This is a genomic window from Frateuria sp. Soil773, from assembly GCF_001428405.1.
Lineage (GTDB): Bacteria > Pseudomonadota > Gammaproteobacteria > Xanthomonadales > Rhodanobacteraceae > LMSL01.
The window spans coordinates 1-17133 of sequence record NZ_LMSL01000005.1 but is presented as its reverse complement, the minus strand read 5'-3'; the positions used below and the strand labels follow the sequence as shown (position 1 = coordinate 17133).

Sequence of the window (17133 nt, the reverse complement as noted above, 5' to 3'; positions counted from 1 at the left end):
GGCGGGACAATGCGCGGTTCGCGCCATCGGGCGCCCGCACCCATGAAACCTAGGAGTTCCGTCGTGTCCGTCATCCGCATGAGCGATCTCGACCTGCGCGGCAAGCGCGTGCTGATCCGCGAAGACCTGAACGTGCCGATCGAGAACGGCCACATCACCTCCACCCAGCGCCTGGACGCCGCGCTGCCCACGATCCGGGCCGCGCGCGACGCCGGCGCCCGGGTGATGGTGCTGTCGCACCTGGGCCGCCCGAAGGAAGGCCAGTTCGACGCCGAATCCTCGCTGGCGCCGGTGGCGCAGTGGCTGGGCGACAAGCTGGGCAAGCCGGTGCGGCTGGTGGCCGACTACCTCGGCGGCGTCGAGGTGGCCGACGGCGAGGTGGTGGTGCTGGAAAACTGCCGCATGAACGTCGGCGAGGGCAAGGACGACGAGGCGCTGGCGAAGCGGTACGCCGCGCTGTGCGACATCTTCGTGATGGACGCCTTCGGCACCGCGCACCGCGCGCAGGCGTCCACCCACGGCGTGATCAAGTACGCTCCGGTGGCCGCGGCCGGCCCGCTGCTGTGCAACGAGCTGGACGCGCTGGGCAAGGCGCTGGAGCATCCGGCGCATCCGCTGCTGGCGATCGTGGCCGGCTCCAAGGTCTCCACCAAGCTGACCCTGCTCGACAACCTGATCGGCAAGGTGGACCAGCTGATCGTGGGCGGCGGCATCGCCAACACCTTCATCGCGGCAATGGGCCACTCGGTGGGCAATTCGCTGTACGAGCCGGACCTGGTCGAGGCCGCGAAAAAGGTGATGGCCGAGGCCCGGCGCCGCGGCGCCGAAGTGCCGGTGCCGGTGGACGTGGTGGTCGCGCCGGAGTTCTCCGCGCACGCGCCGGCCACGGTAAAGCCGGTCGACCAGGTCAAGGACGGCGAGATGATCCTGGACATCGGGCCGGAGACGGCCAAGCACTACGCCGAGCTGATCGCCAGGGCCGGCACGGTGGTGTGGAACGGCCCGGTCGGCGTGTTCGAGTTCGACGCCTTCGGCCAGGGCACCGAGACGCTGGCCCGCGCGATCGCCGCCTCGGACGCGTTCTCGATCGCCGGCGGCGGCGACACCCTGGCTGCGGTAGACAAGTACGGCATCGCCGACGGCGTCTCCTACATCTCCACCGGCGGCGGCGCCTTCCTCGAATTCCTCGAGGGCAAGGAACTGCCGGCCGTCACCGCCCTCAAGGCGCGCGCGGCCAAGTAATGCTCTGCCTGTTCGACCTCGACGGCACCCTGATCGACTCCGAGCGCGGCATCACCGCCTGCGTGGCGCACGCGCTGGCGCGGCTGGACGTGCCGGCGCCGGCGCACGAGGAACTGCGGCGCTGGATCGGCCCGCCGCTGCGGCACAGCTTCGCGCCGCTGCTGGACCACGATGCGGTCCGGGTCGAGGCGGCGGTGGCGTACTACCACGAGCGCTTCGACACCCACGGCTGGCACGAGCACGCCGTCTACCCAGGCATCGAGGCGATGATCGGGCGGCTGGGCGACGCCGGCCACACGCTGGCAGTGGTCACCAGCAAGCCCGAGCGGCACGCCCGGCCGATCCTCGACCACCTGCCGTTCGGCGGCGCCTTCAGCCGCCTGTACGGCCCCGACCCGGCCAGCCCGCACAGCGAGAAGGCCACGATGATCGCCGCGGCGCTGGCGGATTTCGGCGTCGCGCCGGAGCAGGCGGTCATGGTCGGCGACCGCCATTTCGACATCGACGGCGCGGTGGCCAACCGCGTGCGCGGCATCGGCGTGCTGTGGGGCTTCGGCAGCCGCGAGGAGCTGGAGCGCGCCGGCGCCAGCGCGATCGCCGCCACCCCTGGCGAACTGGCAGGCTGGCTCGCTACCTGACGCGCCCACGGGCCATCGGTCAGACTGTCGTTCCCCGCCGCGCCAGCCACTTTCTCCGAACGGCGGGAGAGCGTCGGCGCATGGCGACGCAGGCGCAGGCAAAAAAAGAGCCGCGGCGTGCCGCGGCTCCTTTCCCATCCGGGCGACAGGCAATCAGCCGACCACGCGCTTCACCGCGTCGACCACGTGCGCCACGGTGAAGCCGAAGTGCTCGAACAGTTGCGGCGCGGGTGCCGAGGCGCCGAAGCCGGTCATGCCGACCACCTCGCCGTCCAGGCCCACGTACTTGCGCCAGAAGTCGGCGGTGGCCGCCTCCACCGCGACGCGGGCGCGGCACCAGCCGGGCAGCACGCCTTCGCGGTATTCCAGCGGCTGCGCATCGAACACCTCGGTGCACGGCATCGACACCACGCGCACGGCCATGCCCTGCTGGGCCAGGGTGCGCGCCGCTTCCATCGCCAGTTCCACTTCCGAGCCGGTGGCGATCAGGATCGCCTGGAACTTCGTGTCCAGCGGATCGGACAGCACATAGGCGCCGCGCGCGATGTCGGCGACCTGCCGTTCGCTGCGCTGCTGGTGCTTGAGGTTCTGCCGCGAGAACACCAGGCAGGCCGGGTTGCCCCTGCGCTCGATCGCCGCCTTCCACGACACGGCCGACTCCACCGCGTCGCACGGGCGCCACACCTGGTTGTTCGGGATGTAGCGCAGCGAGGCCAGGTGCTCCACCGGCTGGTGGGTCGGGCCGTCCTCGCCCAGGCCGATCGAGTCGTGCGTGTAGACGTGGATGGCGTGGGCCGGGATCAGCGCGCTCATGCGCACCGCGTTGCGCGCATAGTCGGAGAACACCAGGAAGGTGGCGTCGTACGGAATGAAGCCGCCGTGCAGGGCCAGGCCGTTGGCGATCGCGGTCATGCCGAACTCGCGCACGCCGTAGTAGACGTAGTTGCCCTTGCCGTCGGCGCTGTTGCCGTTGCCGGCGTCGAGGCTGCCCTTCCACTTGGTGAGGTTGGAGCCGGCCAGGTCGGCCGAGCCGCCGATCAGTTCCGGCAGCAGCGGGCCGAACGCGTCCAGCGTCATCTGCGAAGCCTTGCGCGAAGCCACTTCCGGCCCTTCGGCCTGCAGCCTGGCGATGTACGCCTGCGACTTCCCGGCCCAGTCGGACGGCAACTCGCCGGCGATGCGACGCTTGAATTCGGCGGCCAGCTCCGGATGCGCGGCGGCGTAGTCCGCGAAGGCGTCGTTCCAGTCCTGCTCGGCGGCGGCGCCCGCCTTTCTGTGGTCCCAGCCGGCGTAGATGTCGGCGGGGATCTCGAACGGCGGGTAGTGCCAGCCCAACCGCTCGCGCGCCGCGGCGATCTCGTCCTTGCCCAGCGGTGCGCCGTGGCTCTCTTCCTTGCCCTGCTTGTGCGGCGCGCCGAAGCCGATGATGGTCCTGGCGCAGATCAGGGTGGGCTTGTCGTTCTGCGCGGTGGCGGCGGCAATCGCCTTCTTCACGGCGTCGGCATCGTGCCCGTCCACCCCGCGGATCACGTTCCAGCCGTACGCCTCGAAGCGCGCCGGGGTGTCGTCGGTGAACCAGCCGTGCACCTCGCCGTCGATCGAGATGCCGTTGTCGTCGTAGATCGCCACCAGCTTGCCGAGCTGCCAGGTGCCGGCCAGCGAGGCGACTTCGTGCGAGATGCCCTCCATCAGGCAGCCGTCGCCCAGGAGCACGTAGGTGTGGTGGTCGACCACGTCGTGGCCGGGACGGTTGAAATGCGCCGCCAGCACCTTCTCGGCGAGCGCGAAGCCGACCGCATTGGCCAGGCCCTGGCCGAGCGGGCCGGTGGTGGTTTCCACCCCGGGCGTCTCGCTGGCTTCCGGGTGGCCGGCGGTCTTCGAATGCAGTTGGCGGAAGCGCTTGAGCTGCTCCATCGGCAGGTCGAAGCCGGTCAGGTGCAGCAGCGCATACTGCAGCATCGAGCCGTGGCCGTTGGAGAGCACGAAGCGGTCGCGGTTGAACCACTTCGGGTTGGCCGGATTGAAGCGCAGGAAGTCGTTCCACAGCACTTCGGCGATGTCGGCCATGCCCATCGGCATGCCCGGATGGCCGGACTTGGCCGCCTCCACGGCGTCCATGGCGAGGGCGCGCACGGCGTTGGCGAGTTCGCGGCGGGTGGTCATCGGTGCATCTCCGAAAGGCTGGGCAAAGCGTTGATTGTCGCCGATTCCCCGACCCGCTGTCGCGCTCCGGGGGCATGTCGCCCGGGGCAGCGACATTAATTCGACCTTAATTTTCCGGAAGGGGATATCGGCAGGCTTCAGGCTCAGCCCCGTTCAATGGCCGGGCGCATTTCCCCGTGCGTGATCGCCGCAGTGCCTCCCCAGCCTGCGGCCGGTCTGATGTCATAAGCGGAGAATCCCCATGAAAAAGACGCTATTTGCCCTTGCTTTCGCTTCCGCCGGTTTGTGCTCCGTGCCCGCCTTCGCACAGGACAGCCAGGCGACCTCCCCCGCTGCGGCCCCGGCCGAGCAGCCCCAGGCAGCGCTCGCCGACACCACCGCAGCCACGCCGGTGTCCGACACCCGGGCGGCCGGCGGCAATCTCCAGCCCAGCCAGCCGGTCGGCAGCGGCAACTGGTTCATCGGCGCCAACGTCGGCCGCACCAACGGCAATAGCAACGGCGGCTTCGGCAGCAATGCCAGCGGCTTCAATTTCCTGCATGGCGAACGCGGCCGCCGCACCGGCTACGGCCTGATCGGCGGCTATCGCTGGAAAGTGGGCCAGGACCTCGGCCTCGGCCTGGAGGCCGGCTATACCGACCTGGGCAACTTCCGGGTCAAGAACGTCTTCAACTCGAACGACGTCAACCAGAGGAAGCAGGAGAACGCGCTGCGCGGCTGGCTGGTCGGCGTGAACGGCCGCATCAACCTGATGCCGCAGTGGTACATGGGTTTCCACGGCGGCTACTTCCGCGCCAACGACAACAACCGCAACTACAACAACAGCGTGGGCCAGGACCTGCACCTGAGCAGCGGCGGCCGCGCCGGTCGCGGCAGCTGGTACGCCGGCATCGGCACCGGCTGGGACGTCAACGAGCACTTCGGCGTAGGCGTGCAGTACGACTACTTCCACGCCAACGCCGGCAAGGTGCGCAACGACGACACCGGCGAAACCCGCGCGGACTTCAAGCGCTCCACCGGCATCGTCTCGCTCACGGGCGAATACCGCTTCTGAGGCCGTCCCGCGCCATCGCCATGGGCGGCATACCCGCCGCCATGGTTTTTTAACGCATGCTTAATGGTGTACTGGCCGGTATTGAAACCTTTCCCGCCCGCCAGCATCTGAGTAACCGTGACGCACAAACCCCCTGCGTCCATTGGCGGATCACAACGCCTGCCCCGAGGCAGATCCGCCGCATCCATAACAGGAGAAACTCCATGAAGAAGTCTTTGCTCGCCCTTGCCTTCGCTTCCGCCAGCCTGCTGGCCGTCCCCGCCGCGTTCGCGCAGAGCGCGCCGACCCACAACGACGGCTGGTTCATCAACGGCAACGTCGGCCGCACCTCGATCGACAAGGGCCCGTACGACGGCCACGACACGGGCTACGGCATCAACGGCGGCTACCGCTGGGCGGTGAACCCGTCGGTCGCGCTGGGCGTCGAGGCCGGCTACAACGACCTGGGCAACATCCACGTCAAGAACGTCTTCAACAGCAAGGACGTGGTGGACAAGGGCAAGTCGCAGTTGCACGGCTGGACCGCCGGCGTGAACGGCCACTTCAATCTCGATCCGAACTGGTACGTGAGCGCGCGCGGCGGCATCTACGGCTGGAAGGGCCACGGCCTCAGCAACAACGAGAACCCGATCCGCAAGGGCCTGGACGACACCAGCTGGTACGCCGGCGCGGGCGTGGGCTACGACTTCAGCAACAACGTCAGCCTCGGCCTGAACTACGACTACTACAACGCCAAGAAGAACCGGGTGGACCTGAGCACCGACATGGTCTCGGTCAGCGCGGAATACCGCTTCTAAGTAGTCAGCGAACCCCTACACGACGTCGGGGTATATGCCTACAAAAACGGACGCCTTCAGGCGTCCGTTTTTGTCTCCTGCCGCTATCGCTCCCCGTAGAATGGCGCGCCGCCATGAAGGCGGACCACACGGCTTCCCTTCTCGCCGGAAGCCGCTCCAAAAGATGGGCACAGGGGAAGCAGATGATGATGAAGACACTTCCGGCGCTGATGCTGGCCGGAGCCGGCATGCTCGCAACCACGTCGGCAATGGCAAAGAAGCCAAACGGCTGGTTCGTCAACGCAGGCGTCGGCAGCGCCCATTACAAGGCCTCGGTGGACGGCTACGGCTCGGGCACCGAGGCCGGCACCGCCTACATGATCAATGCCGGATACCACGACCAGCGCATCCTCGGCTTCGAGGTCGGCTATACCGACCTGGGCAGCGTCGACGCCAAGGGCGGCTACGGCGACCGGGCGAAGCTTTCCGGCGACGGCTGGACCCTGGGCCTCAACGGCCACTTCAACCCGACCCGGCACTGGTACGTCTCCACCCGCAGCGGAGCCTTCCTATGGAAGTTGCGCGCCAAGGCCGGGGTCGCCTACGACGACGGCAGCACCGAAACCTTCAGAGGCAGCGAACAATCGATAGGCTGGTACGCCGGCGTGGGCACGGGCTACGACATCGACCGCCACTGGAGCGTGGGCGCCAGCTTCGACTACTACAAAATCGACAAGGACGACTACGACATCGGCACACGGATCTTCGCCGTCAATGCCGAGTACCGTTTCTGACGATCGCGTGCAGCCTGCGCGGCGGTCGCCGGGACCGCAATGCCACCGGCATCCGGCGGGAAACGAAAAACGGGCGCCTCGCGGCGCCCGTTTTCGCATGCCTCATGCCGAGGCGGATGCCGCGAAACTCAGCCGTTCCACTGGCCCAGCGCGGCAAGGCCGTTGTCCTTGGCGCGGGCGGCGACGGTCTTCTGCGCCTCGGCGACGTTGCCCTTCATGTCCTTCGACCACAGCTTCAGCGCGGCCTGCTGCATGGCGCGGCCGTAGGAGAACGACAGCGGCCACGGATGCGGGCCGATGCGGTTCATCGCGTTGAGGTGGGCGGTGCTCTGCTCGTCGGTCTGGCCGCCGGAGAGGAACACGATGCCCGGCAGCGAGGCCGGCACGGTGGCCTTGAGCACGCGCACGGTGGCGTCGGCGACTTCCTCGACCTCGGCCTGCTCGTCGCAGTCCTTGCCCGGGATCACCATGCTGGACTTCAGGATGGTGCCCTCGAGCATCACGTTCTGCTCGTACAGCGCGTTGAACAGGCTGCGCAGCACGGCCTCGTGCACTTCGTAGCTGACCTCGATGGTGTGGTCGCCGTCCATGATCACTTCCGGCTCGACCATCGGCACCAGGCCCGCTTCCTGGCACAGCGCGGCGTAGCGCGCCAGCGCGTGGCAGTTCGCCTCGATCGCGGTGGAGCTGGGGTTGTCCTCGGAGATGTTGATCACCGCGCGCCACTTGGCGAACTGCGCGCCAAGCTTGGCGTATTCCTGCAGGCGCTCGCGCAGCCCGTCCAAACCTTCGGTGACCACGTCGCCCGGGAAGCCGGCCAGCGGCACCGGGCCCTTGTCGACCTTGATGCCCGGGATCATGCCGTTCTTCTTCATGTAGTCGGCGAAGCGCACGCCGTCCTTGGTGGACTGGCGCAGGGTTTCGTCGAACAGGATCGCGCCGGAGATGTGCTCGTTCAGGCCCGGCGTGGTCAGCAGCAGCTCGCGGTAGGCGCGGCGGTTCTCCTCGGTGTTCTCGATGCCGACCGCCTCGAAGCGCTTCCTGATGGTGTTGGTCGACTCATCGATCGCGATGATGCCCTTGCCGGGCGCGACCATCGCCAGGGCGATGCTTTCCAGATCTTCAATGCTCATGACGACTCCGTGCAGTCGGGGCGGCGTGGCCGCGCAAAGGATGACGCCGCCCCGGAAACCGGGGCCGGCAAGGCTCAAAGCGGGCGATTATAGCCGGATCGCCCCCCGGGTCGCCCGGGGGCCGCCGCGGGCCGGTTCAGCCCTCGTCGTAGCCGGGCAGCCTGCATGGGGCCATCAACTGCTGCTGGCCCTCGCCCTGGTCCGGCGAGTTGAACGGCACGATGTAGTACGTGGAAACCGGCTCGCTGGCGCGGTTGGTGAGCGAGGGACCGTAACGGAAGTTGGCCACGGCGCTCGCCGCGATCTGGCCGAAGTCGCCGGCCGGCACCACCTTTTCCACCTTGATGTCGCGTGGCACGCCGTCCGAGCCGATGGTGTAGCTGACCGAGGCGCAGCCGGGCTTGTTCATGTTGCGGCCGCCGTTGGGCACGTCCACGGCGACGTTGTGGTTGATCAGGATCCAGTAGCCGTTGATCCGCTGCGGGCCGAGGCGGTGCGCGGACTGCGCCAGCGCCGGCACGGCGCAGGCCAGCCCCAGGCCGAGCAGCAGGGGGATGCGAACGGTGCGGAAGGCGTTCATCGGAATCTCCGGCAGGTATTGGTGACCGGTCGCCAGTGTAATCCCGTCGCGCGCGGCCGGCAGGTGAAACGCCGCCTACAGGTCGCGCAGGCTCTCCACCATGCCGCCCGCCTCGACCGAGAGCAGCTTGAGGGTGTTGGTGCCGCCGACGTGGCCGACCCGGTCGCCGTAGGTGATCACCACCCGGTCGCCCTCCACCAGCCGGCCCTGGTCGAACAGCAACCGCACCGCCGCGCGCGTGGAGGCGGCCATGCTCTGCGTCTCGCCGTGGCTGAACGCCACCGGCTGCACGTCGCGCAGCAGCAGCATGCGCCGGCGCGAGCCGGCGAACGGCGACAGCGCGTAGATCGGCACCGCGCTGCGGTAGCGCGACAGCCATTGCGCGGTGGCGCCTGACTCGGTCAGCGCCACGATGGCGCGCAGGCCCAGCTCGCTGGCCAGCAGCATCGCGGCCAGCGCGATCGCCTGGTCGGTACGGTCGAACTGGTGCGCGCCGGCGCTCAGGTCTTCCTTCGGCTCGAACTGGCGCTCGGCGCCCAGGCAGATGCGGCGCAGCGCCGCCACCGCCTTGTCCGGGTGCGCACCGGCGGCGGATTCCTCCGACAGCATCACCGCGTCGGTGCCGTCGATCACCGCATTGGCCACGTCCAGCACCTCGGCGCGGGTCGGGATCGGCGAGCGCACCATCGACTGCAGCATCTGCGTGGCGGTGATCACCGCGCGGTTGCGCTGCACCGCCTCGCGGATGATCTTCTTCTGCAGGCCGGGCAGCTCGGCGTCGCCGATCTCCACGCCCAGGTCGCCGCGCGCCACCATCACCACGTCGGAGGCGTCGATGATCTCGCCCAGCACCGGGATCGCGTCGGCGCGCTCGATCTTCGCCACCAGCGCGGCATTGCCGCCGGCCTCGTGCAGCAGCCGGCGCGCCTCGTCCATGTCTGCGGCCGAGCGCACGAACGACACCGCCAGGAAGTCGGCGCCGATCTCGGCGGCGAGCTGGATGTCGGCCCGGTCCTTGTCCGACAGCGCGGAAACGGACAGGCCGCCGCCCTGCCGGTTGAGCCCCTTGCGGTCGGACAGGCGTCCGCCGACCAGCACCTGGCAGCGCACCTCGGCGCCGACCACGGCCAGCACGGTCAGTGCGACCAGGCCGTCGTCCAGCAGCAGCACGTCGCCGGCCGCCACGTCGCGCGGCAGGTCGTGGTAGCTCACCCCGACCCGCGAGGCGTCGCCCGCCGGCGCGCCCGGGGCGCAGTCGAGCACGAAGGCGTCGCCCTCGCGCAGTTCCACCGGCCCGTTGGCGAACTTCTCGATGCGGATCTTCGGCCCCTGCAGGTCGGCCAGGATGCCGACCTCGCGGCCGACCTTGGCCGCCGCGTCGCGCACGGCGTTGGCGCGGGCGCGGTGGTCGTCCGGCTGGCCGTGCGACAGGTTGAGGCGGACCACGTCCACGCCTTCGGCGAGGATCTTCTCGAGCATGCCCGGCGCATCGGTAGCGGGGCCCAGGGTGGCGACGATCTTGGTGCGGCGCATCACAGTTTCGGTAGTCATCCTTCCAAACTAGCAGAACCGGACGGCCGCGCCAGGGGTAGCGGGCCCGCGTGTTTCGCCTGCCGCCGCTGGCGCAAGTGGACTGCTCGCGGAACGGTCGCGGACTGGCGCAGTGGTATGGTCCGCGTGCGTACATCGCCGGGATACGGCGGAGCACTGGTCTGTTCGACGGCAGTCCAGACATCGCATATTGGTCTGCTGCACGGCCGCGCCGAGGATGGACTGGCGCATCCGCGCCGTCGCCGGCGGACGGCGCCGCCGGACCGGGCCATCCGCACTGCGACTGGCATGCCGCAATGCAATAAATTCGGACGGCGGCGCATTCCTCAAGGCTGCCGAGGTGCCTCCAGCGCGAGGTTGAGCACCTCGGCCAGGCGCCGTCCCGCCTCGCGCAGGCGCCGCTCGGCGACGGGCAGCTCGGCGTCGACGTAGGCCTGGCCGATCACGTGGCCGTCGGGATAGAAGCCCGGCGCGACGGTGATGCGGCAGGATTCTTCCGCCCACTGCGCATAGGCGTTGTCCAGCGGCGCGATCGGCGGCGGCAGCGGCACGGGACCGCGCGCATCCAGCTCGGCGGCATAGCCGCGCCAGTCCAGGCCGCGGGTGGAGAGCAGGCCGGAATCCCACACCTTGTGCAGGTTGCTGCCCTTGCCCCGGAACTGCACCTGGTAGGTGTTGCCGCCCTTGTCGTCGCGGCTGCCCGCGTGCAGCGGCTGGTGCACGTCGCCGACGAAGTGCACCACGAACTTCAGCGCCTCGCGGCGCGCGGCGTCGGGCTGGCCGCGGTCGGCGAGGATCTGCACGTAATGGTCGAGGCCGGCCACCACGCACTTGCCGCCCCTGCAGTCGCGCGGCGGCACGTAGTCGCAGTCGCCGTGCAAGAAGTCGATGTAGTGTAGCGCACGGGTCTGCTTCCACAGCGCCGCCAGCGCCGGATCGTCCTGGATCTGGTCCGGCCAGCTGGCGACGTCGGCCAGGTGCGTGGTGTGTTCGGGCGCCAGCAGATGCTCCACTTCGGCCTCGGCGGCCGGGTTCAGGTGCCGCTGCGCCAGCTCGGCGACGATGCTGTGGCCGAGCGGTCCCCAGGCATGGGCGGCGGGCGCGATGGCGAAGCCGGCGAGCGCGACGGTCAGCAGGCGGCGGAACGGGAGCATGACGGGGTTCCGGTGCGGGAAGGCCACGCAGTCTGCCACACGCTCCGCTCAGCGCGCCGGCACGCGTCCGGCCAGCCACACGCCGAGCAGCAGGGCCGGCAACAGCCAGCGCAGGTCGGCGTTGCCCAGCCCGAGGCCTGCCAGCGCCGGCCCCGGGCAGTAGCCGGCGAGGCCCCAGCCGGCGCCGAACAGCGCCGCGCCGCCGAGCAGGCGCGCATCGATGCGGCGCGCCCCTGGCAGCCGGAACTGCGTCTCCAGCCATGGCCGTGGACGCTGCGTCAGTCGCCGCCAGAGAAGCGCGTAGACGCCGACCGCACCGGCCATCACCAGCAGCAGGCTCGGATCCCAGTCGCCCGCCACGTCGAGGAAGCCGAGCACCTTGCGAGGATCGGCCATGCCCGACATTGCCAGGCCAAGCCCGAACGCCACACCGGCCAGCAGCGCGGCAAGCGCGCGCCTCACGGCACGGCTCCCGGCCCATGCCGCAGCAGCGCCACGGTGAGCATGGCGGTCGCCATGAACACCGCCACCGCCGCCAGCGAGCGTGGCGACAGCCGCGCCACGCCGCATACGCCGTGCCCACTGGTGCAACCGCCGCCCAGCCGGGTGCCGAAGCCCACCAGCAGGCCGGCCAGCGCGAGCCGCCAGGCCGGCGCGTGGCCGGCCACGTCGAGCGGCCCGTACCACTGCCACAACGCCGCGCCAAGCGGCAGGCCGAGCACGAAGGCCAGCCGCCACGCCCAGTCGCCGGTGCGCGGCGGCAGCAGTCCGGCGACGATGCCGCTGACCCCGGCGATGCGCCCCAGCGCGGCCAGCAGCCACAGCGAAGCCGCACCGATCAGCACGCCCCCGGCGAGCGCGCTCCACGGCGTGAACTGGCTCATGCGAGCGGCCCCAGCGCGGCGGCATCCAGCGGCAGCTTGAGGAAGCGCCGGCCCTCGGCGTCGGGCGGCGGCAACTGTCCGGCGCGGATGTTCACCTGCAGCGCCGGCCACAGCAGACGCGGCGCGGCGAGCGTGGCGTCGCGGCGCTCGCGCATGGCGACGAAGCCGGCCTCGTCCACACCCGCGGCCAGATGGATGTTCGCCTGCATCTGCTCGGCCAGCGGCACCTCCGCGCGCGGCTCGGCGCCGGCCGGCGGGTAATCGTGGCAGAGGAACACGCGGGTCTCCGGCGGCAGCGCGTACAGTCGGCGCACCGAGGCATACAGCATGGCGGCGTCGCCGCCGGGGAAGTCGCAGCGGGCGCTGCCGGCCGCCGGCGCGAACAGCGTGTCGCCGATGAACACCGCGTCGCCCACGCGATAGCTCATGCCGTCCGGCGTGTGTCCCGGCGTTGCCATCGCCTGCACTTCGAGCGCCCCCAGCGGCAGCCGCTCGCCGTCGTCGAGCAGGCGGTCGAACGGCGAGCCGTCGGCGCGAAACCCGTCGCCCAACCCGAGCAGACGCTTGAAAGTGGACTGCACCTGGACGATGCCGCGGCCGATCGCCACCGGCACGCCGGTCTGCTCGCGCAGCCAGGCCGCCGCGGTGAGGTGGTCGGCATGGGCGTGCGTCTCCAGGATCCAGCGCAGGTCCAGCCGCCGCGCCTGCAGGTGGTCGAGCACCTGCCGCGCCGCCTCGGTGCCCAGCCGCCCGCTGGCGGGATCGAAGTCCAGCACCGGATCGATCACCGCCGCCGCGCCGCTGGATGGATCGCTGACCACATGGGTCCAGGTCGAGGTGGGCGAGTGGAAGAAGGAGGCGACTTCGGCAGGCATGGCGTTTCACCGCTGGACGATGGGCGCACTATATTAGAAATTGCTAATTTAGCAAGCTACGGCATAATGTCCGCATGAGGAACCCGACCGATCCCGCCCGCATGCGCGCCCACGCCGGCGAAGCGGCCGCCCTGCTGAAGGCGCTTGCCAACGAACAGCGCCTGCTGATCCTGTGCCACCTGGCCGAGGGCGAGCTGTCGGTGGGCGCGCTGCAGGAGCGCGTGGAACTGGGCCAGTCCGCGCTGTCGCAGCATCTGGCGCGGCTGCGCGCGCACGGCCTGGTCGCCACCCGGCGCGAGGCGCAGGCGGTCCACTACCGGCTGGCCGACGGCCCGGTGCGCGCGCTGATGGATACGCTGCACGGCATCTACTGCGCGCCGCGCCGGAAGCGCTGAGCAGCGGCTCCTGCGGCGCCGCGGGTTTGCCTGTAAAATCGCGATTTGGCCGGCCGCGCCGCGGCCGTTTCCCCAACGCTTTGGAGGACGCTGTCCCATGACCATCAAGGTCGGCATCAACGGTTTTGGCCGCATCGGCCGCAACGTGCTGCGCGCAGCCGTGCAGAACTTCGGCAACGACATCGAGATCGTGGCGATCAACGACCTGCTGGAGCCGGACTACCTGGCCTACATGCTGCGCTACGACTCGGTGCACGGCCGCTTCAAGGGCGACGTGAAGGTCGAGGGCGGCCACCTGGTGGTCAACGGCAAGACCATCCGCCTGACCCAGGAACGCGATCCGGCCAACCTGAAGTGGAACGAAGTGAACGCCGACGTGGTGATCGAATCCACCGGCCTGTTCCTGGACAAGGCCACCGCGCAGAAGCACCTCGATGCGGGCGCGAAGAAAGTGATCCTGTCCGCGCCGTCGAAGGACGACACGCCGATGTTCGTCTACGGTGTCAACGACAAGACCTACAAAGGTGAGGCGATCATCTCCAACGCCAGTTGCACCACCAACTGCCTCGCGCCGATCGCCAAGGTGATGCACGACAAGTGGGGCATCAAGCGCGGCCTGATGACCACCGTGCACGCCGCCACCGCGACGCAGAAGACCGTCGACGGCCCGAGCAACAAGGACTGGCGCGGCGGCCGCGGCATCCTGGAGAACATCATCCCCTCCTCCACCGGCGCGGCCAAGGCGGTGGGCGTGGTGATCCCCGAGCTCAACAAGAAGCTCACCGGCATGAGCTTCCGCGTGCCGACCTCGGACGTGTCCGTGGTCGACCTCACGGTCGAGCTGGAGAAGGACGCGACCTACGCCGAGATCTGCGCGGAGATGAAGGCGCAGAGCGAAGGCGCGCTGAAGGGCATCCTCGGCTATACCGAGGACAAGGTGGTGGCCACCGACTTCCGCGGCGAGACCTGCACCTCGGTGTTCGACGCCGATGCCGGCATCGCGCTGGACGGCACCTTCGTCAAGCTGGTGAGCTGGTACGACAACGAGTGGGGCTACTCCAACAAGTGCCTGGAGATGGTCCGGGTGGTCGCGGCCGGCTGAGCCGTCGCGCTTCCAGGATGAAAAAACCGCGCCCATGGCGCGGTTTTTTTTGGCTCCGCCGCCGGCCTGCGGAGCGGAGCGGGAGGACCGGAACGGTCCAGGGTGTTCCTGCGTGCAGCAGGCGCCTTGCCCCCGCCCGGGCGAACCGGCACCGCCCCGCATCGCCGCTTCTGTCGTCGGCATGCAAAGGCGACGAAGGGAAGCGGGGCGATGTTGCGGCGACGGCCCGACCCGCAAGCAGGAGAGAGAAAGCCCGCCGGCGATTACCGGCGGATCGAGCCCGACGACCACCACGGCAGGGAGCGGTTCCCTGCCGTGGCGAAGCCGCTCAGGAACGCGGGCCGACCACGATCTCCACCCGCCGGTCCGGTGCCAGGCAGGCGATCAGCGCGGCGCGGGCGGTCATGCCGCACTCGGCCACCGGCTCGCTGCTGCCGCGGCCTTCGGCGGTGATCGCGTCCGCCGCGACGCCCTTGTCCACCAGGTACGCGCGCACCGTGTCGGCGCGCCGCTGCGACAGCGCCTGGTTGTAGTCGGCGCTGCCGAGCCGGTCGGCATGGCCGATCACCGCGATCGTGCCGCCGGCCTCGCGCGACTGCAGCTCGCGGGCCAGCCGGTCGAGCTGGAGGCGGCCTTCCGGGCGGATGTCGGCCAGGCCGGAGCGGTCGAACGCGAACAGCGCATCGGCGGACAGGCTGCGGCGCTCGACGCCGGCCGCGGGCGCCGGTGCGACCGGTGCTGCGGGCGCCGGCGGCTCCAGCAGCGCGGCGCAGGTCTCCGGCTTCCAGTGGAAGCTCTGCGCCAGCCGGTGCTCGTCGAACAGCACCTTGAACTGGCACACCGTCGCCGTGCCGGCCTGCCCGTCGCGCAGGTGGAACAGGTAGTTCCATTCGCGCACGCCGAACACGCCTTCGCTGAAGTGCGGCGCACCGATCAGCGCCCTCACCTGGTCCTTGCTCTGGCCCGCCTGCACCTGCCGCACGCTGGCGAGTGTGGGCCAGGTGCCGTCGCGGTGCATCGGCGTGGTGTCTTCCGGCGCCGGCCAGCGCAGCTCGTCCGCGCCGCGGCCGTCGGCGGCGATGCCGCGGCTCACGTTGGCGCAGGCGGCGAGGCCGGCCATGCCCAGCGACAGCAGGATCGTCTTTCCAAGGGCAATCTTCATTTCGTACTCCTCGATTCGGAGGCAGGCAGCCGGGCGATCAAGCCCGCTGCCATGCCGCAATGGGGGTGCCGCCGCCCGCACGACGTGCGATCTCGGGGTGACATGCAGCGTGCGGACGGCGACAGACTGGCTACGGGCTTACCACTGCATGCCGGCGCCGACCGTCACGCCGCCGTCGCCGCGCGAGTTGGTCGAGCCGGTGAGCTTGTAGACCCAGCGGCCGCTCTCGGAGATGGTCGATACGCCGACCGCCAGGCTGGACTCGCCGCGGAAGCTGCTGGCCGCCACCGAAGCCATGCTCTTGCCCGGCTCGTACGCCTGCGGCAGGCCGGCCATCGCCATCGCCGAGGCCACGCCCGCGTTGGCGTTGCGGCCGACCTGGCGGAAGCGCTGGTCGGCGTAGTCGCGCGCCCAGTTGCGGGTTTCCTGCAGCCCGTCGCGCAACTGGGCCACGTTGGCCGCGTCGGTCGGCGCCGTACCGGCGGCGACGTTGTGCAGGGTGCTGGCCGCGCCGCCGCGGTTCAGCGTGACGTTGGCGTAGTCGACGCTGCCGTCGGTGCCGGTGTCGTACTGCACGCTGCCCGCCTGCGCCGCCTTGAGCTGGCCCACGTTGACCGCATCGGTGGACTGGGTGCCGGCCGCCACGTTGGTGACCTGCCGCTCGTGCCCGGCCGACCCCACCGACACGCTGTCCGCGCGGTCGGCCACCGAGCCGGCGCCGAGCGCCACGCTGTTGTCGCCGGTCGCATGGGCGCCGTTGCCCACCGCCGTGCTGCCGGTACCGGAAGCGAGCGTGTCGTTGCCCAGCGCGGTGCCGTTGTCGCCCGACGCCTCCGCGCCGGAACCGCCCGCCACCGAGTTCTTGCCGCCAGCCTTCGGCGCCGGGGCGTTGTGGTCCTGGCTCACCTGGAACATGCCGGTGGCGCCGTTGTTGATGTTGTTGACCACGTCGCCGATGCGGCTGTCGGTGTAGCTCTTCGATTCGGCCACGGCACCGTCGAGCTGGCGCAGGTTCACCGCGTCGGTGGCCTCCTTGCCGTCGGCCACGTTGCTCACGGTGCGCGTCTCGCCGGTCCCGGCATTGCCCACCGACACGGTGCCGACGCTGTCGTTCTGCGCGCCGGAATACTTGCCGGTGTAGCTCTCCGCGCCGCGGTCGGCCACCGCGCCGGCGCCGAGCGCCACGTCGCCGTCCTTGCGCGCCTCGGCAGCGTTGCCCAGCGCGGTGCCGCCCTTGCCCGCGGCCTTGCTGTCGTTGCCGACGGCCACGCTGTCGTCGCCCGACGCCTGCGCACCGGCGCCGCCCGCCGCCGAGTTGCGCCCGGTCGGCGCCGGCGGCGGCGTGTTGTGGTCCTGGCTGACCTGGAACATGCCCACGCTGCCGTTGTTGATGTTGCTGATGCTGCCCTCGATGCTGGTGACGCGGCCGTCCAGCAGGGTGATGTTGGTGGCGTTCTGGTTCACCTGCGCCTGCACGGCGTAAAGCTGGCTGCCGTTCACCGCATCGGTGCTGCCGTCGGAGACGTCGCCGTCCTTGACGTTGGTGACCACGGTGCCGCCGGCACCGCCCAGGGTGACCTTGCCCTTGCTGGCGTCGTCGTACTTCACCGCTAGGTTGTCCAGGCCGTCG

The 17133-nt window shown here is 70.0% G+C and carries 17 protein-coding genes; 7 read left to right on the top strand and 10 right to left on the bottom strand.

Features of this window, described 5'->3' with window-relative positions; genetic code table 11:
- Nucleotides 1-63: 63 nt before the first annotated feature.
- Together ASG87_RS03400 and ASG87_RS03395 are read left to right on the top strand one after the other, a co-directional pair.
- A complete protein-coding gene (locus tag ASG87_RS03400) occupies nucleotides 64-1242 on the top strand; it encodes a phosphoglycerate kinase (RefSeq protein WP_056000853.1) in 1179 nt (392 codons plus the stop codon).
- Nucleotides 1242-1880: an HAD hydrolase-like protein gene (locus ASG87_RS03395; RefSeq protein WP_056000850.1), complete on the top strand. Its 639-nt coding sequence runs from the start codon at nucleotides 1242-1244 to the stop codon at nucleotides 1878-1880. Before ASG87_RS03400 ends, ASG87_RS03395 begins: the two co-directional genes overlap by 1 nt.
- A gap of 153 nt (nucleotides 1881-2033) precedes the next feature.
- Here ASG87_RS03395 and tkt read toward each other — a convergent pair whose 3' ends face one another.
- A complete protein-coding gene (gene tkt, locus ASG87_RS03390) occupies nucleotides 2034-4043 on the bottom strand; it encodes a transketolase (RefSeq protein WP_056000847.1) in 2010 nt (669 codons plus the stop codon).
- Between the two features lie 292 nt (nucleotides 4044-4335).
- On the opposite strand from tkt, the gene ASG87_RS03385 reads away from it, so the two are divergent.
- The 3 genes from ASG87_RS03385 to ASG87_RS03375 all read left to right on the top strand — a co-directional run bounded on the left by ASG87_RS03385 (nucleotide 4336) and on the right by ASG87_RS03375 (nucleotide 6667).
- Nucleotides 4336-5097, top strand: a complete 762-nt coding sequence (locus tag ASG87_RS03385) for an outer membrane beta-barrel protein (protein ID WP_056000845.1) — start codon at nucleotides 4336-4338, stop codon at nucleotides 5095-5097.
- Between the two features lie 203 nt (nucleotides 5098-5300).
- Nucleotides 5301-5894 (top strand): porin family protein, encoded by a 594-nt coding sequence (locus ASG87_RS03380; RefSeq protein WP_056000843.1) that lies wholly within the window; start codon nucleotides 5301-5303, stop codon nucleotides 5892-5894.
- 188 nt (nucleotides 5895-6082) lie between these two features.
- A complete protein-coding gene (locus ASG87_RS03375) occupies nucleotides 6083-6667 on the top strand; it encodes a porin family protein (protein WP_235499556.1) in 585 nt (194 codons plus the stop codon).
- 128 nt (nucleotides 6668-6795) lie between these two features.
- On the opposite strand, the gene ASG87_RS03370 is transcribed toward ASG87_RS03375, so the two are convergent.
- The 7 genes from ASG87_RS03370 to ASG87_RS03340 form a co-directional block, all read right to left on the bottom strand.
- Nucleotides 6796-7800 carry a class I fructose-bisphosphate aldolase gene (locus ASG87_RS03370; RefSeq protein ID WP_056000840.1) on the bottom strand — a complete coding sequence of 335 codons (1005 nt, stop codon included), beginning with the start codon at nucleotides 7798-7800 and terminating at the stop codon, nucleotides 6796-6798.
- A 136-nt stretch (nucleotides 7801-7936) separates the two neighbouring features.
- A complete protein-coding gene (locus ASG87_RS03365) occupies nucleotides 7937-8380 on the bottom strand; it encodes an energy transducer TonB (protein WP_056000837.1) in 444 nt (147 codons plus the stop codon).
- Between the two features lie 75 nt (nucleotides 8381-8455).
- A complete protein-coding gene (pyk, locus tag ASG87_RS03360; RefSeq protein WP_056000835.1) occupies nucleotides 8456-9931 on the bottom strand; it encodes a pyruvate kinase in 1476 nt (491 codons plus the stop codon).
- Nucleotides 9932-10257: 326 nt separating this feature from the next.
- Nucleotides 10258-11085 (bottom strand): S1/P1 nuclease, encoded by an 828-nt coding sequence (locus ASG87_RS03355; protein WP_056000833.1) that lies wholly within the window; start codon nucleotides 11083-11085, stop codon nucleotides 10258-10260.
- Nucleotides 11086-11133: 48 nt separating this feature from the next.
- A complete protein-coding gene (locus tag ASG87_RS03350; protein WP_056000830.1) occupies nucleotides 11134-11547 on the bottom strand; it encodes a DUF6691 family protein in 414 nt (137 codons plus the stop codon).
- Nucleotides 11544-12080, bottom strand: coding sequence for a YeeE/YedE thiosulfate transporter family protein (locus ASG87_RS03345; protein ID WP_326937875.1), 537 nt, complete (start codon nucleotides 12078-12080; stop codon nucleotides 11544-11546). The genes ASG87_RS03350 and ASG87_RS03345 overlap by 4 nt, the downstream gene beginning before the upstream one ends.
- Nucleotides 11966-12844, bottom strand: coding sequence for an MBL fold metallo-hydrolase (locus ASG87_RS03340; protein ID WP_056000824.1), 879 nt, complete (start codon nucleotides 12842-12844; stop codon nucleotides 11966-11968). The genes ASG87_RS03345 and ASG87_RS03340 overlap by 115 nt, the downstream gene beginning before the upstream one ends.
- 74 nt (nucleotides 12845-12918) lie before the next feature.
- Here ASG87_RS03340 and ASG87_RS03335 point away from each other — a divergent pair, with 74 nt between their 5' ends.
- Together ASG87_RS03335 and gap are read left to right on the top strand one after the other, a co-directional pair.
- A complete protein-coding gene (locus tag ASG87_RS03335; RefSeq protein ID WP_056000821.1) occupies nucleotides 12919-13239 on the top strand; it encodes a metalloregulator ArsR/SmtB family transcription factor in 321 nt (106 codons plus the stop codon).
- A gap of 97 nt (nucleotides 13240-13336) precedes the next feature.
- Nucleotides 13337-14341 carry a type I glyceraldehyde-3-phosphate dehydrogenase gene (gene gap / locus ASG87_RS03330; RefSeq protein ID WP_056000818.1) on the top strand — a complete coding sequence of 335 codons (1005 nt, stop codon included), beginning with the start codon at nucleotides 13337-13339 and terminating at the stop codon, nucleotides 14339-14341.
- Between the two features lie 328 nt (nucleotides 14342-14669).
- On the opposite strand, the gene ASG87_RS03325 is transcribed toward gap, so the two are convergent.
- A complete protein-coding gene (locus ASG87_RS03325; protein ID WP_056000815.1) occupies nucleotides 14670-15503 on the bottom strand; it encodes an OmpA family protein in 834 nt (277 codons plus the stop codon).
- Nucleotides 15504-15641: 138 nt separating this feature from the next.
- Nucleotides 15642-17133: YadA family autotransporter adhesin (locus ASG87_RS03320; protein ID WP_200948980.1), on the bottom strand; the 1492-nt coding region annotated here is incomplete at its 5' end.

Excerpts from the sequence above, each read along its gene's own strand:
- ASG87_RS03395 (WP_056000850.1), top strand. The coding sequence starts at position 1,242 with ATGCTCTGCCTGTTCGACCTCGACGGCACCCTGATCGACTCCGAGCGC.
- tkt (WP_056000847.1), bottom strand. The coding sequence starts at position 4,043 with ATGACCACCCGCCGCGAACTCGCCAACGCCGTGCGCGCCCTCGCCATG.
- ASG87_RS03380 (WP_056000843.1), top strand. The coding sequence starts at position 5,301 with ATGAAGAAGTCTTTGCTCGCCCTTGCCTTCGCTTCCGCCAGCCTGCTG.
- ASG87_RS03375 (WP_235499556.1), top strand. The coding sequence starts at position 6,083 with ATGAAGACACTTCCGGCGCTGATGCTGGCCGGAGCCGGCATGCTCGCA.
- ASG87_RS03370 (WP_056000840.1), bottom strand. The coding sequence starts at position 7,800 with ATGAGCATTGAAGATCTGGAAAGCATCGCCCTGGCGATGGTCGCGCCC.
- ASG87_RS03365 (WP_056000837.1), bottom strand. The coding sequence starts at position 8,380 with ATGAACGCCTTCCGCACCGTTCGCATCCCCCTGCTGCTCGGCCTGGGG.
- pyk (WP_056000835.1), bottom strand. The coding sequence starts at position 9,931 with ATGACTACCGAAACTGTGATGCGCCGCACCAAGATCGTCGCCACCCTG.
- ASG87_RS03355 (WP_056000833.1), bottom strand. The coding sequence starts at position 11,085 with ATGCTCCCGTTCCGCCGCCTGCTGACCGTCGCGCTCGCCGGCTTCGCC.
- ASG87_RS03340 (WP_056000824.1), bottom strand. The coding sequence starts at position 12,844 with ATGCCTGCCGAAGTCGCCTCCTTCTTCCACTCGCCCACCTCGACCTGG.
- ASG87_RS03335 (WP_056000821.1), top strand. The coding sequence starts at position 12,919 with ATGAGGAACCCGACCGATCCCGCCCGCATGCGCGCCCACGCCGGCGAA.
- gap (WP_056000818.1), top strand. The coding sequence starts at position 13,337 with ATGACCATCAAGGTCGGCATCAACGGTTTTGGCCGCATCGGCCGCAAC.
- ASG87_RS03325 (WP_056000815.1), bottom strand. The coding sequence starts at position 15,503 with ATGAAGATTGCCCTTGGAAAGACGATCCTGCTGTCGCTGGGCATGGCC.